The 14,957-nt window shown below is 55.9% G+C and carries 10 protein-coding genes; 6 read left to right on the forward strand and 4 right to left on the reverse strand.

The features are described from left to right. Nucleotides 1-11: 11 nt before the first annotated feature. From V7660_RS04400 to V7660_RS04425, 6 genes are all read left to right on the forward strand, one after another. Entirely contained in the window at nucleotides 12-1,568 is a 1,557-nt protein-coding gene (locus tag V7660_RS04400; protein ID WP_335601909.1) for a type I restriction-modification system subunit M, read from the forward strand. Further along, nucleotides 1,565-2,506, forward strand: coding sequence for an endonuclease NucS domain-containing protein (locus V7660_RS04405; protein WP_335601910.1), 942 nt, complete (start codon nucleotides 1,565-1,567; stop codon nucleotides 2,504-2,506). The genes V7660_RS04400 and V7660_RS04405 overlap by 4 nt, the downstream gene beginning before the upstream one ends. Then, nucleotides 2,506-3,750, forward strand: a complete 1,245-nt coding sequence (locus V7660_RS04410; RefSeq protein ID WP_335601911.1) for a restriction endonuclease subunit S — start codon at nucleotides 2,506-2,508, stop codon at nucleotides 3,748-3,750. The genes V7660_RS04405 and V7660_RS04410 overlap by 1 nt, the downstream gene beginning before the upstream one ends. Further along, nucleotides 3,750-4,394 carry a hypothetical protein gene (locus V7660_RS04415; RefSeq protein ID WP_335601912.1) on the forward strand — a complete coding sequence of 215 codons (645 nt, stop codon included), beginning with the start codon at nucleotides 3,750-3,752 and terminating at the stop codon, nucleotides 4,392-4,394. The genes V7660_RS04410 and V7660_RS04415 overlap by 1 nt, the downstream gene beginning before the upstream one ends. A 316-nt stretch (nucleotides 4,395-4,710) precedes the next feature. Next, on the forward strand, nucleotides 4,711-7,599 hold the full coding sequence (locus V7660_RS04420) for a type I restriction endonuclease subunit R (RefSeq protein ID WP_335601913.1): 2,889 nt from the start codon (nucleotides 4,711-4,713) through the stop codon (nucleotides 7,597-7,599). A gap of 302 nt (nucleotides 7,600-7,901) precedes the next feature. Next, nucleotides 7,902-9,734, forward strand: coding sequence for a sensor domain-containing diguanylate cyclase (locus V7660_RS04425; RefSeq protein WP_335601914.1), 1,833 nt, complete (start codon nucleotides 7,902-7,904; stop codon nucleotides 9,732-9,734). A 17-nt stretch (nucleotides 9,735-9,751) separates the two neighbouring features. Here the strand turns inward: V7660_RS04425 and V7660_RS04430 are convergent, their stop codons facing one another. From V7660_RS04430 to V7660_RS04445, 4 genes are all read right to left on the reverse strand, one after another. Continuing rightward, nucleotides 9,752-10,699, reverse strand: a complete 948-nt coding sequence (locus tag V7660_RS04430) for a hypothetical protein (RefSeq protein WP_335601915.1) — start codon at nucleotides 10,697-10,699, stop codon at nucleotides 9,752-9,754. Nucleotide 10,700: 1 nt separating this feature from the next. Continuing rightward, the gene (locus V7660_RS04435) at nucleotides 10,701-13,289 is read right to left on the reverse strand and encodes a hypothetical protein (protein WP_335601916.1); all 2,589 of its coding nucleotides are present in this window, start codon (nucleotides 13,287-13,289) and stop codon (nucleotides 10,701-10,703) included. Nucleotides 13,290-13,361: 72 nt separating this feature from the next. Then, on the reverse strand, nucleotides 13,362-14,114 hold the full coding sequence (locus V7660_RS04440) for a fimbrial biogenesis chaperone (protein WP_335601917.1): 753 nt from the start codon (nucleotides 14,112-14,114) through the stop codon (nucleotides 13,362-13,364). Nucleotides 14,115-14,208: 94 nt separating this feature from the next. Further along, entirely contained in the window at nucleotides 14,209-14,730 is a 522-nt protein-coding gene (locus V7660_RS04445) for a hypothetical protein (protein WP_335601918.1), read from the reverse strand. Nucleotides 14,731-14,957: the final 227 nt, after the last annotated feature.

A 14,957-nucleotide genomic window follows, 5' to 3' on the forward strand; every position in this document is an offset into this window, starting at 1 on the left:
GGGACTACCGCATGACCGAAGAACAGAAGAAGAAACTTGAACAACAGCTTTGGAACATCGCCAATGAGCTGAGGGGCAAGATGGCAGCGGATGAGTTCCGCGATTACATTCTGGGCTTCATCTTCTTCAAATACCTGTCCGAAAAGATGAGGCTCTATGCCGACAACCTGCTGACACAGGATGAGATTGGCTATCTTGAGATCGACGAAGCGACCGATGAAGGGCGCGCCATCTTGGACGAGATCCGCGCCGATACTGTGCGCCAACTGGGCTACTTCCTGAAGCCGTCCGAACTCTTCAGCGTCATCGCGGCGCGCGGTGCGAATGGCGACTTCATTCTCGGCGACCTTGTGGCCGTGCTCAACAATATCGAGCAATCGACGCGAGGCACGGAAAGCGAGGAAGACTTTATCAGCCTGTTTGAAGACATGGATTTGGGCAATTCGAAGCTGGGTCGCACCGAATCCGACAAGAACAAGCTGATCGCCAAGGTTTTGGTACACTTAGAAAAGATCGACTTTGAGCTGGCCAACTCCGAAAGTGACGTGCTGGGCGATGCCTATGAGTATCTGATCGGCCAGTTCGCCAGCGGTGCGGGCAAGAAGGCAGGCGAGTTCTACACGCCGAAAGAAGTTTCCACCGTGCTGGCGCGGATTGTCACGACGGGCAAGGAGCGCCTAGAATCGGTTTATGATCCGACGTGTGGGTCTGGCTCCCTGCTGCTGCGTGTGGCGCGGGAAGTGAAGGATGTGGCGAATTTCTACGGCCAGGAAATGAACCGCACCACGTTCAACCTCGCTCGCATGAACATGTTGCTGCATGATGTGCACTACAGCCGCTTTGACCTGCAACAGGAAGACACGCTGGAGCGCCCGCAGCACACTGGCATGACCTTCGAAGCGATTGTTGCCAATCCGCCGTTCAGCGCGAAATGGAGCGCCAGCACCCTATTCGAGACCGACGACCGCTTTGCACAATACGGCCGACTGGCACCAAGCTCCAAAGCAGACTTTGCTTTTGTGCAACACATGCTGGCGCATCTGGACGAAAACGGCACCATGGCGGTGATCCTGCCACACGGCGTGCTGTTTCGCGGCGGGGCAGAGGGCGCGATCCGGCGCTATCTGATTGAAGATCAGAACTGGCTGGACGCGGTGATCGGTCTGCCTGCCAACATTTTCTACGGTACCAGCATTCCGACCTGTATTCTTGTATTCAAGAAGTGCCGAAAAGAGCCGAACGACGTGCTTTTCATTGACGCTAGCGCACACTTCGACAAGGTGAAGACGCAGAACATGTTGCGTGGTGAAGACATTGACCGGATCGTTACCGCCTATCGCGAGCGCAGCGAAACCGACAAATTCAGCCACCGCGCCAGCCTCGCCGAAATTGCCGAGAATGATTTCAATCTGAACATCCCCCGCTATGTCGATACATTCGAGGAGGAAGAGCCCATTGACCTGAAAGAGGTGACGGCAGAGTTGCGGGCGACCGAAGCGAAGATGGGGGAGTTGGATGCCACGATTGCGGCATTTTGCGACGAGCTTGGAATCGAGGCACCGGTATGAGCGCGACCAAGCAATATTACCGCGTAATGTTAGGCCCCGGAAGTTGCTATGCTGAAGATGGTGTCGCGGGAAGGTGGATTGGAGCGGATTGGAGCTTTGACTTTGACCTTTCCGACAAACTCCTTCTTGAGCGGGAAGAATTTAAACGCGCGATGCGTCCGATTTTTCTAGAAAACAATCCTGACAAAACAAAAGTCGCGGCCGGTCTCGCAGCAGGTATGTTGTACACCATATGTCGTGACATGAAGGCAGGCGATTTAATCCTGACACCCGATAGCCAAGGATCCTATTTCGTCGGCACGATAGCGGGTAGCTATTACTTTGCCGACGGCGAGGACATTCCGCATCGCCGACGCGTTGACTGGTATCCTGGGAAAATCGATCGATCATCGATGAGTCAGGAGCTTCGCAATTCAACCGGCTCAGTTGGAACTGTCAGCAACGTGACTAAATACGCTGCCGAAATCGACGCTCATATCAAGGGCGATCCGGCACCAGTATTGGTCGCGACAGACGAACTGGTCGAAGATCCAAGCGTATTCGCGCTGGAGCAGCACCTAGAGCACTTTTTGATCCAGAACTGGCCGCAAACTGAGCTTGGACAACGATACAATATTTTCGAAGAAGATGGTGAAATTGTCGGTCAACAATACCCCTCCGATACCGGGCCCATCGACATTCTAGCGATCAGCAAGGACCGCAAAGAATTGCTAGTAGTGGAGTTAAAACGGGGGCGCGCATCAGATGCCGTTGTCGGTCAGATACAGCGTTATATGGGCTATGTGAAAGACGAGTTGATCAGCGAGGGGCAGTCAGTACGCGGGGCCATCATCGCGCTAGAAGACGATCTGCGCCTGAAGCGTGCGCTGAGCGTGACGCAGGGCATCGATTTCTACCGCTACCAGGTGAGCTTTCGACTTCTGAAAGGTGCTGCTTGATGGAAGGCGATGGAGTCAAGGTACGCGTGCCAGCGCTGCGGTTTTCCGGGTTTGAGGGGGAGTGGCAGCTAACGAACTTATCGGCGCTGGTAGATCAGGAAAGAAAGATAACCTACGGCATCGTACAGCCCGGTGAGTTCGTTGATGAGGGAATCCCCCTTGTTCGAGGCGGAGATTATTCTGGCTCGTGGGCAAAGTTGGAAGACATCAAGCGTGTGACCATCGAGATCGACGCCCCATATAAGCGATCGAAACTAAAACCAGGCGATTTACTCCTTACGATTGTCGGTGCGAACACCGGCAATGTTGCAGTTGTTCCGGATTGGCTTGACGGAGCAAATATTACTCAAACTACGGCTCGAATTGCAGTCGCTTCTAAGGTTGCCAACCCAAACATCGTAAAACAAATTCTAGAATCGGAAATCGGGAAGCGCGAGGTCTATCGCTATATCAAAGGCGCTGCGCAACCCGGATTGAACCTGAGTGATGTTGAGAGGTTTCAATTCGATCTTCCTGTAAACGCGAATGAACAAAAGAAAATCGCGGATTTTCTGGGGGCGCTGGATGCGAAGCTGGCGGCACTGCGAGAGAAAGAGGCGGAGCTGACGCGGTTCAAGCGTGGCCTGATGCAGGCCCTGTTCTCCCAGACTCTCCGCTTCACCCGCGATGACGGCTCCAATTTTCCCGACTGGGAGGAGACGCGGTTGGGGCGTATTGCGGAGATCGTTGGAGGCGGCACTCCCGACACGTGCGACAAGTTAAGTTGGAACGGGAACATTCCATGGTTCACTCCCACTGAAATCAAAGCAAAATACCTGGGCGAGAGTAGACGGAAGATAACGAAAGCCGGCCTAGAAACTTCGGCAGCAAAAATGCTGCCTGTCGGGGCACTGCTACTATCTACTCGCGCGACTGTGGGCGATGTGGGCATTGCAACGCAGCCAGCCTGCACCAATCAGGGCTTTCAAAGCTTGGTTGTTCGCGATCCAAACTATAATGAGTTCTGGTACTATTGGCTCAAATTCAACACCAAAGAGTTGCTAAGGAGAGCTAGTGGATCGACATTCTTGGAGATTAGCAAAACAGAAGTTGCAAAAATCCCAGTCTTATCTCCCCATTACGAAGAACAAGAAAAAATTGCTGAGGCCCTGTCTGCAATCGATGCGAAGATCGCCACTGTGAGCGACCAGATCACTCAACTCACCGCCTTCAAGAAAGGCCTGCTGCAGCAGATGTTCGTATAGTGAGAGCCCTCGTCGATCTCATCGAGCGTCACGCAAAGTCCGATAGTGAATTTCACTATTACATTACAATAATTGAGAAAGCTGAGGAGAACGAACAGTCTCATCCAGACATCACAATTGAATGTTGCACGGCACTATTTCAGGGCATCTCGAAATCAATTGTCCACAGATTAGATCCAGAGTGCGACATACCAACCCTCGATCGCGAAACTCTCCCGAAACAAGTTCGATATGCGTTTAACTGCCTTAAACAAAATGACGATGTTGTAGAAGACGAGTACGCACGTGCGGCCGAAAATCTGGCTCGCATTGCCGGCTCACTCAGAAACGTTCGAGGCGATATTTCGCACGGTCGAGCCGTTCCCAAAGAATTGGAAAGTGATCGAAGTTTGTCGCGACTAGTACTAACTACGAGCGAGGCAGTCTTGAGATATATGCTAGCAAGTTATTTCTCGATTCGACCTGAACCCGAACAACTAGTCGAGTATCAGGAGAACCCGGCGTTCAACGACGAACTGGACGAGTTGAACCCATTAGAAGGCAAGCCCCTGTATAGTCGAGCGTTGTATGAGCAATACTATGAGGACTACCTTGTGCAGCTTGATGACTTCATGGATCGGATGGACAGTGAGTTAAGCGATTGAAGATCGGTATGGATACAAAAATCGCTTGCGGCGACATATGATTGAAAGGGGGTAGTATGGCCAAGCCTTGGGAAGAGTATCAGCAAATTGTTATAGAGACCTACAGAGAGGCAAAGAGCGGGAAATCTTCCCGCATCCACGCGCGCCCTATTGAGGGGCAACCTTATCCAACAACCCTGGATGTGGAATGTTCGCGATCTATGCGAAAAGAACATCCGATTGGAACCCGATTTAAAGTCTACGTAAAACTGACTGACCGCGAGGGCGGGGGCGAATACCTCTATACGTCTTGGCGTTGGAAATATGAGGATGTTGAGTGACTGGCTACCAATCCGAATCGCAGTTGGAAGAGGCCCTGATCGATCGGTTGTGTGGGCTGGGCTATGAGCGAGTCACGATCCGCAATACAGCCGACCTGCAAGCGAATCTAAAACGTCAGCTGGAAAAGCATAATGCGGACGTGCTGGGTGCAACGGCGCTGAGCGATGGCGAGTTCGAAAAGGTTCTCAACCACCTCGCCAAGGGCAGCGTGTTCGAGAAAGCCAAGACGCTGCGCGACCGGATGCAGCTGACCCGCGATGACGGCAGCACGGCTTATCTCCGGTTCATGAACACCGAACACTGGTGCCAGAACGAATACCAGGTGACGCATCAGGTGACCGTACAGGGCGCATACAAGACACGCTATGATGTAACCCTGCTGATCAATGGCTTGCCTCTGGTACAGATCGAACTGAAACGGCGTGGGTTGGAAATAGCCGAAGCGTTCAATCAGGTGAACCGCTATCATCGGCACTCTTATGGCGCGGACAATGCCCTCTTCCAGTATGTACAGATCTTCGTCATCTCGAACGGCGTGAACACAAAATACTACGCGAACAATCGCCACCAGAGTTTCAAGCAAACATTCTATTGGAGCGACGCAGCGAACAATCTGGTGACAGGGCTGGAACCCTTCGCAGACGCCTTTCTTGAGAAGTGCCACATCTCCAAGATGATCGCAAAATACATCGTGCTGCACGAGAGCGACAAGCTGTTGATGGTGCTGCGCCCGTACCAGTTCTATGCCGTCGAAGCGATTGTTGACCGCGTGAAGGCAGGCCGCAAGCACGGCTATATCTGGCACACGACAGGCTCAGGCAAGACACTGACCAGCTTCAAGGCGGCGCAAGTTCTGATGAACCTGCCCAAAGTAGATAAGGTGGTGTTCGTCGTTGACCGCACCGATTTGGACGATCAGACGACTCGAGAGTTCAACGCCTTCTCAGAGGGAAGCGTTGACGGCACAGACAATACCGCCGCGCTGGTGAGGCAATTGTCGGGTGACACGCCCCTGATCGTGACCACGATTCAGAAGCTGAACACGGCCATCACCCGCGAGCATCATGCAGGCAAGCTGGATGATTTGCGCCGGAAGCGGATTGTCTTCATTTTCGACGAATGCCACCGCAGCCAGTTCGGCAAGACACACAAGGCGATCACGGAGTTCTTTGAAGCGGCGCAAATGTTCGGCTTCACGGGCACGCCGATCTTCGCGGAAAATGCCAGCAAGAACGAACACGGCAAACGCACCACGAAAGACCTGTTCACCGAATGCCTGCACAAATACGTCATCACGAATGCCATTGCCGATCAGAACGTCCTGCGTTTTGCGGTAGAGTATTGGGGAAAATTGCGCCGCAAGGATGGCTCGCTAATTGATGAAGACGTAGCGGGGATAAACACGCGAGAGTTCTTCGAACATCCCGACCGGGTTGAACAGGTGGTTGACTGGATCATCACCAACCACGACCGCAAGACACACAAGAAGCATTTCAGCTCAATCATGTGCGTTGGCAGCGTGGACGGTCTACTGACCTACTACGACGCTTTCAAGCGGCGAAAAGAAGCCGGCGATCACGATTTGCGGGTTGCTACCGTCTTCACCTTCCAGGCCAACGAGCCAGACAAAGACGCCGACGGACAAATTGAAGAAGTGGATTTCGTCGCCGATTCAGGTACGGGCAATGAGCACACCCGCGACCGCCTTGCAGCATGTGTCGCCGACTACAATGAGATGTTCGGCGAGAACCAAAGCGTTAAAGACGGGAAGGCCTTTTACACCTACTTCCGCAACCTGTCGAAGCGCATGAAGGGCCGCGACAAGGCGGACAATGCCAAGGACCGAATCGACATTCTTCTGGTTGTGAACATGTTCCTGACGGGATTTGATGTGAAACGCCTCAACACGATTTATGTAGACAAGAACCTAAAGTATCACGGCCTGATACAGGCCTTCTCGCGAACTAACCGAACACTTGGTCAACTCAAGTCGCAAGGCAATGTGGTCTGCTTTCGCAATTTGAAGGAAGCCACCGATACAGCGATCCGCATGTTCTCTGACAAAAACCCTGTCGAGACGATCCTGCTGGAGCCGTATGAGCACTACCGGGATCAATTCAACGCAGCATTAGAAGCACTGCTAGCAATTGCTCCAAGCGTCGACAGTGTGGACGGCCTGATCAGTGAAGAAGATCAGTTGAGGTTCGTGAAAGCGTTTCGCGCCGTGATGCGCCTGCGAAACGTGCTGACGGGTTTTAGCGAGTACAACGCCACTGATCTGCAATTACATCCACAGGCGTTTGAAGACTACAAAAGCAAGTATCTGGACATCCACGACCGGGTGAAGAAAGGAGAAGATGGCGAAACGGTCTCCATTGTTGACGAAATCGACTTCGAACTGGAGTTGATCCAGCGTGATGAGATCAACGTTGCCTATATTTTGAACCTGTTGAATCAGGCGAACAAGGACGCCGCGAAGGGCGATACAAGTGAGAGCGAAAGGAAGCGCGACGCCGTACTGAACTTGCTTGGAAATGAACCGCAGTTGCGGAGCAAACGGGAGCTGATCGAAAAGTTCATTCGCGACTACATGCCGAGCGTCGCAAATGGGGATTCCATCGAGCAGGCTTTCGCAACTTACTGGGCGAGGGAGAAGGAAAAGGCGATTGGCGGTCTTTGTGAAGAAGAGGGCCTGGAGCGTGGCGCGATTGATCTGATTATCAAAGACTACAGGTTCACGGGCCGCGAACCGTTGCCTGACAATGTTGTTGCTGCCATGATCGAGAAGCCTCGCATTCTCGAACGTCGCCGAAAAGTGCGGCGCGTCTCAGAAAAAGCCGTCGCGTTTGTGCATCAGTTCGAAGAAGGAATTGGCGGGGTTTAAGGGCTAGGGAATTTCGACTGGGGGTATATTTGGGGGTATCGAGTCCAAAAAATACTTTATTATCCTATAAAAACAAAGCGCAATCGGAAAGATTTGATGCCTCTTCTGGCACCATATAAACGACCGCTCTTCGGGGCGGTTTTTTATTGGCTGGGATATTTTGATGGTAGGTGGCCGGTCTGTGCGGTGCGGTTTGCGGCCGGCGCGCCGGCTGAACTGGTAAACAGAAGATTTCCGGGCGCGCTCGAATTGTTCAGCAGGGCGGGGCTGGGGTCTTAACCATGTTCGGCCATGCTGCGGGCATGCGTTTATCTACCATTACCCACACCGCCTATGTGACGACTGTCGTGCTCTCCATGATCACGGGGGCGACCATGTTGATGGCGTCCGCCGCGCTGGATGAGGAACGGGCCGCTGTTGCCAATCGCTACGCCTTCGACAAGGCCTCCTTCGAACTCGATGTCGAGATATTCCACATGTCCGACAAGGCGCGGGAATATGTCATCACCGGAAATGAAGAATATCTGGAGGATTACGGCGTTGTGGCCGCCGCCCTGCAGGGCACCGAAGACCGCTTGCAGCACATGAAGGATGTCGGCGCCACCAAGGTCGAGCTTACGGCCCTGACGGAGGCCATTGACCAGGCCAATCGCCTGACCAATGAGCAGCGCCAAGCGATCGTAGCGTTCCAGAACGGCGACGCGGAGACAGCGCGCAACATTCTCTACAGCGATCATTACGAGGCGGAACTCGACCTCATCAACAGTGACGTGCTGCGCTTCCAGGCTTTGCTGGACCAGCGAACCGCCACCGAGATCAATCAGGCCGTGCGGGCCTCGCGGACCTGGAAAGCCATTTCCGAAATGGTGCTGGGGCTGACGGCGCTGATGTTCCTGGGCGTGCTCTATTTCGTGCTGAAGCGCCGCATCCTGCGGCCGGTCAGCCGGCTGAGCGATGTCGTCACACGGCTTGCCGATCAGGATTATGATGTCGACCTGTCGAATTTCCATAACCGGGACGAGATTGGCGACATGGCGAAGGCCGTCCGGATATTCCGGGAGAACGGGCTGGAACGGCGCCGCCTTGAGGAAAAGCTGGAGCGCGACCTGAAGCTCAAGACGGTCTTGTCCCGCATGACCCACCGCATGCAGGCCTGCGAGAGCAAGGACGAAGTGGCCGATGTGGTCCGCCTCTTCCTGCCGGCCATCCTGCCGGGATGCCCCGGTCGGCTCTATCTGTTCGAGAAGACCGACAGCATCATGCGGCAGGCCAGCGAATGGCTGGCGCCTGCCGATTCCGCCGCACGCTTCGGGCCGATGGATTGCTGGGCTCTGCGCCGGGGCACCTTGCACCAGCATGGCGCAGATCAGCCCGACATGCCCTGTGAGCATCTGCGGTCTGGAGAGGGCGGGCCAGAGAGTGGGCGAGAGGGCGGACCTGCGATCTCTTCCGTCTGCGTTCCTCTGACGGCGCAAAGGGAAGTCATTGGACTGCTTTACTGTGAGATGCCCGATGGGCCGGCTTATCAGGCCCATGAGCACTATATTGTCATGCTGGCCGAGAACATCTCACTGTCCCTCGCCAATATGGGCCTGCGGGAAGAATTGCAGGAACAGGCAATGGCGGATTCCCTGACGGGTCTCGCCAACCGGCGCCAGCTTGAGCAGCGGCTGGGCGCATTGCTGCGCGATTCGCAGCATACGGAGCGCCTCGTCAGCTGTATCATGATGGATGTCGACCATTTCAAATTGCTCAATGACACATATGGCCACGACAAGGGCGACGACGTGCTCCGGGAGATCGCCAGGATCCTGCAGTCACACACGCGCGAGGACGGGCTGGCCTTCCGCTATGGCGGCGAGGAGTTCGTCATCCTGCTGCCCGGTGTGGAAACCGAGGATGCGCTGTTGCGTGCGGAGGCCATTCGCAGCGATATCGCCGCGCATCGTTTCCATCATGATGGCATCGTGATTGACGGGGTCACGGCGTCGTTCGGCGTCTCGACATCGCCGGACATCTGCCCGGATACGCGGCTGGTCACGACGGCGGACGCGGCCCTTTACGAATCCAAGGCCAATGGCCGTAACCGCGTTACGCGGGGACGCATGGCCTCATCCGCCGACAAGGTGGCCTGACGCGTCTCAAGGCTGATCTAGTCGGCGGCGATGATCAGCGTGAGCCGGTCGGAATACTTGCCGGCGAGGGCGAGCGCCGTCTCGGTGCGGATCATGAAATCCAGCCTGTGCTGTGAACTGGTGTGCCCCTGCAGGATGGTCGTCTCTGTTCCGGCTGCGGGCTGGACGAGCTGGCCATCAATGCGCAGATCATAGGCGATACCGTAAGGGGTGAATTCGTGCCGTAATTCCCCGGCATTCTCAGACAGCAGATCGATAGAGTAGGGCGTGTTGGCAGCGACGGAAAAATCCAGTGACTTTTCCTGTCCTTTCATCAGGGTCCCGAAATCCATATCCATGGATTTGATCCCGCCCTGTGCATCGCTGCCAAAGGATGCCACCACGCTGGGCGCAACCTGGGTCACCACATCCATCGTTTGCTGAGTGACCAGTTCCTGTCCGCCATCCCGGCTTTCGAACAGCGACACGGCCAGGCGTCCGGTATACTGGCCGGCCCGAACGCGCTGTCCGGGCGGAAGGGTGACCTGGAATTTGATCTGTCTCTGAGGCTGACCCCTGGGCATGGATCCATGCACCTCGACGACATTGTCGCCCGATGATATCTCGCGCCCGGCCTGGTCAATCCGCACATCAAGCGTATTGCTACCGGAGTGCAGGGTCGCCTTGCCCGGGCCCGCATCCGGTTCGATGCGGACGATATAGGCGCACGCCTCTCCGCTATGCTCCACCGTGAGGGCACCGAGTTCGGTATGAACCCGGTTGCTGTCGCCGTCATAGCCCCGGCTTAGCGCGCCGCGATACTGGATGAGAGGCGCCGGCGCCAGCCGGAGCCGGCAGGGGTCTGTCGCGGACGCGGTGCCCGGCTCGGTCATGCTGGTCGGCGACAGGGGCAATGCGTCCTGGGCCGTGGCGACATTTGCGAGCATGAGGGCCAGTCCGGCCAGCCAGAGTCTAGCATACAGCATTTCAAGCTCCCTCCTTGTTCATTACACGCACCGTCACATCATAGGGCGCGGGGGTCGTGTTGGTCCGGATCTTCACCGGGTCGGGCAGTCGCATGACGCCGATTTCGCCTTCGGGCACCTGGAAGGTGGCCGTCGCGCCTTCCGGAGAATCGAATTCCATTGTGACTGTTTCCCCGTGCTGCAAGCCATCGACATAGAACCGGCCGCCGCGATTGGTGAACATCTGGTGGCGTTCCCCGTCGCTGGTGATCGCATAGCCGGCGGCAAACGGGATCGGCTCGCCGTCCTGGTCCACCAGCACGGAGATCACCGCGACATTGCGGTCATCTCCCAGTCTCACAATATATCCCGACCGGTAGCTGGGCAGGAAGGTCAGCGCCTGTCCCCCAAGCGATGTGCCAGGTGGCGCGTCCGGCGCGTCCACTTCGATGGTGCGGACGTAATAAGCGTTGAGATCGGGCACGACGGCAGGTCCGAGACCGGAGGAATAGGCTGCATAGGTCGGCTTGGTGTCGAGAATGGAGGCCTTGGGGTCGGCCGCGATGTCAAACCCTTTCACGGCCTCATTCTTCGCAAAGATCACGAAGCTGTCATAGACCGGCCGGGACAGCGCGAGCGCGCCATCGGCATAGACAAGGGCAGAGCCAATCGAGAACTCGGTCGTGGTCTCTGATCCGAAGGCATCGCCTTCCTGCACCGCAGAGAACCGCTGCTCGGCGCGGCCTTCAAAACGGTTTGCAATATAGGATCCGCCAAGGCGCACATCATCAATACCGGATTGCCGCGTATAGGTCGTGTCCCATCCGAAGCTGCCGACATTCCGGTCCATGCGGGACGAGTAGGACGCGCGGGAGGAGGGCGTGCGGGTATCGTGAGAGACCTGAGCGTATCCATCCCCCAGTCGGATGCTGAAGGAGATGCCACCGGACCATTCTTCCGCCTTTCCGGGGACCTGATTGTAGCGGAGCACAGTGCCCAGCGTTCCGTAGGCTGTACGCCAAGTGTAATTGGCGGAGACAGACTTTTCAAACTCGGACTCCGAATGGCGCTTGCGCAACCCGCTTGAAATCTGCATCCGCTGTGTCTGGGAAAAGTTGCGTGAAAGTCTGGCGGCAAAATCGTATTCGATATTGCCGGATCCGCCTCCGAGCGCTTGGTACTGCTCTTCCTGATAGCGCGCCTGCAAATCAAACCGCATCTGTCTGGCCGAGTCTGTATCACTCCATCGATAGAGCGCCGTTATGGCGCCGCCGCTGCCCTCATCATGATCGCTGTAACCGCCGAGAAATCCGAATGTGCCATACTTGTTGGTATAGAAGAGATCGGCCCCGAGATTGACGAGCGAGGTATCGGCCTGAAGATTGACCCCAGCCGTCAAGGCGTCCGTCCATCCTTTCCGGTAGAAGGCGCTGATGGCGGGATTGTCCATGTCATAGTCACGCACGCCCTCGTCGAGTTCCGCCGTCGGGCCGATACTGACGGCGAAATCACTGACCCCTTTTTTCAGTAGACTGAAATCATAGAAGGCCGAGAACACAACGCGGTCGACATCGCCGCTGTCATATTCGATTTCCAGGACGATATCATTGCCGGCTGCGCTCTGGAGCGGCAGATCGGTCAGATTGTATCGGCCGGGGCTGAGCCTGAATTCGCGAATGTATTGTCCGTTGATATAGACGAGCACCCGCGCAGAGCGCTCCAGTTCGAATTGCTGCGAGGGATTGGTCCGGTATTCCTCATAGGGCTGAAGGGCAAAACTGCGGAAGCCTGCCAGCCCGAGCAGCCGGGGGTTTCCCTGCAGGCCGCTTGTGGGGACCGTGAGATCGCCAGCTTCCAGTCGAATACGCCGGTCGACCAAATCCTTGGTGAGGCGCGTATCATTCAGGGCCAGCGCATTGTCGCTTGTATCGCTGTAGCGAACGCCCGTTTCCAGGACGAGATCCCGCAGGTTGATCGCGGCAGTCAGGTTCAGCTGGGTGGCGGCAAATCCCGGATCAATATATTTGCTGGTATGAACATATTGGGTGCCGGCCGCAAAGTTGACGATGGCGCTGGTCTTGGCCTGATCCACCGTATTCAATTGTAGCGCCGGATTGAAACGGGGCTGGATATGAAGGGGGACAATCGATCTCATGTCGATCGGCACATCGATGTTTAGCAGGAGATTGGTATGATCGAACGTGGCGACCAATCCCATCGCGTTCAATGCGTTCGTGGTAACCGTCTCTTGCTGGGCACCGATCTCAAGCAGTTCCACCTGCTTTTCTTCGATCAGGAAAGGCAGCAGGAGATCGACAATCGCCCGGCGATTGACCGTCGTCTCGCCGGGGGTGAGGCTGGGCGTCATCGTCACGTCGCCCTGGTTCAACCCGGAAATTATGACCGGGTAGGGCAGGCTGACTTGTTGTTGCTGTTTTGCGCCAAACAAAGCCCCGAAAATCTCGTCGACGGTCGCCTTCTTGTCGAGATTGGGAGCCGTCGTTCCGTCGTCGCTCCCCGACTCATCCGCATGCGCAAGAAAGCCGGGCAGATGCGATATCAGGAATGCGCCAATGCCCAGGATCAGCGTGGGAACGTGCCGTCGCGACAAACTCTTTGCAACGCGGTGTGGCCTTGTCATTCGGTCTGAATTTTCAGAAGGCTGACGCACCATGCCCGCCCGTCAATTTTTGTAATAATCCGCGGTCATCGTCACGGAAACAGGGCCGACGGGAATACCGTCAGGCCAAGGCAAATCGACAACTGCCTGGGTTCCCGCAATGATGTTGCGGTTGTCAAGTTTGGACACCGCGTCACCCGACAGGTCGATGGAGCGATCACCCGCCCGGACGGTCAAGACAGTGTTTTGCAGGATGGCGCGGCGCTTGCCCGTATTCCGGACGGTGAGCCTTAATTGCGGCTCATCCGCATCAGTCCGGGCCAGTTCGCTGGCAACAAGTTCAGCGTTCGGAGATCCCTCTCTCGGCAACACATAGAGCGCCGCTTCATATCGGAAGCCCACGCTGACATCCATGATGCGCTTGTCGCCGGCATCCTCGTGCGCATACGGAATTGGCAATTGCTCCACGACCAGGCGGTAGGCGAGTTCAATCTCGGGGTCCGGGTCGCCAATCCATTGCGCGCGTATGGACTGACTCTGTCCGGGCGCAAGTACCAGTTGGGGAGGGGTGACAATGAAATTGTCAAATTCCGGCTGACGGATTTCGTTTCCCTGATCATCTGCAGAACGCTGAAAGACCTCGATCTGAATGGCAATCGGTTCTGCGTGCGTATTCTTTATAACGAATGTCCTGGAGGCGCCGGCCCCACTTGGCGTGAACTGCGCGACGATGGGGGCGAATTCATAGGCCCACGCCGCAGGCGATACCGAAGCCAACATGCCGGCTAACAAGATGAACAATGCTCGAAACAGCATCTGCGTCCTCCGCTGGATAAACCTGTGTCTCAAAAAGGTGTCAGGTGGCGCGGACGTTGGAACGGCGCCACCTGACGATCTCATCACGATGGCCCTAGTAGTCAGCTGCCAGGGTGATGGTCAGCACGTCGGAATATGTACCGGCGACGGCATACTCGGTCGGGGAGTCGAACGAGAGGTCGAGGTTTCCGGTGCGTGTGCCACCATTGAACAGAATGTTCAGCCAGTCATTGTTGGTAACAATCGTAACCGGCGTGCCCTGCATGTCGGCCGAATTGGTGACCGTCGGATTGAAGATGCCGAGACCAAACGAACTGGCTTCGACGTCATAGTCGATGTTCACCCCACCACTGCTCTCATTGTGGTACATGCCGCCATTCGCGGATTCCAGTGAGACGGTGTAGGGAGAGTTGCAGGAGTACAGGATGGTCAAAGATCCCTGATTGCCTCCATCCAGCATGTCGACGTCGTAGCTTGCAGATCCTTCAGGAACCAGTTCGCAATTGCTTTCGACTTCGCCGCCCAAGGTGATTTCCAGGCTTTCGGAGTCCAGAGCGGATGCCGAACCCGCTGTAAGTGCGACCGCTGCCGCAATAGCTGTAAGTGTACGCTTCATTGTGGTACCCTCGATTTTCCCGGCATGGGTGCAAGCCATAGCCGGGGTGTTCTGCCCCGCCACCATTGGCTGGACAGTGCATCCCACGCGAGTGGGTAGGAGTGGCGGGAATCCGCCAATTCAGGTCACGGGGCATAGCTGTCCCGTGACCACACCTCGAACCCTGTTAGATTCGTAAGTGATCTCTGATGTCATGATGTTTTCGAACTGAGTGCGCCCGAATTTTT

The organism is Hyphomonas sp. (assembly GCF_036964145.1).
Classification (GTDB): Bacteria; Pseudomonadota; Alphaproteobacteria; order Caulobacterales; family Hyphomonadaceae; genus Hyphomonas.

What these genes read in the sequence shown, in the direction of transcription:
- V7660_RS04400 (WP_335601909.1), top strand. Translation starts at nt 12, where the DNA reads ATGACCGAAGAACAGAAGAAGAAACTTGAACAACAGCTTTGGAACATC.
- V7660_RS04405 (WP_335601910.1), top strand. Translation starts at nt 1,565, where the DNA reads ATGAGCGCGACCAAGCAATATTACCGCGTAATGTTAGGCCCCGGAAGT.
- V7660_RS04410 (WP_335601911.1), top strand. Translation starts at nt 2,506, where the DNA reads ATGGAAGGCGATGGAGTCAAGGTACGCGTGCCAGCGCTGCGGTTTTCC.
- V7660_RS04425 (WP_335601914.1), top strand. Translation starts at nt 7,902, where the DNA reads ATGCGTTTATCTACCATTACCCACACCGCCTATGTGACGACTGTCGTG.
- V7660_RS04430 (WP_335601915.1), bottom strand. Translation starts at nt 10,699, where the DNA reads ATGCTGTATGCTAGACTCTGGCTGGCCGGACTGGCCCTCATGCTCGCA.
- V7660_RS04440 (WP_335601917.1), bottom strand. Translation starts at nt 14,114, where the DNA reads ATGCTGTTTCGAGCATTGTTCATCTTGTTAGCCGGCATGTTGGCTTCG.
- V7660_RS04445 (WP_335601918.1), bottom strand. Translation starts at nt 14,730, where the DNA reads ATGAAGCGTACACTTACAGCTATTGCGGCAGCGGTCGCACTTACAGCG.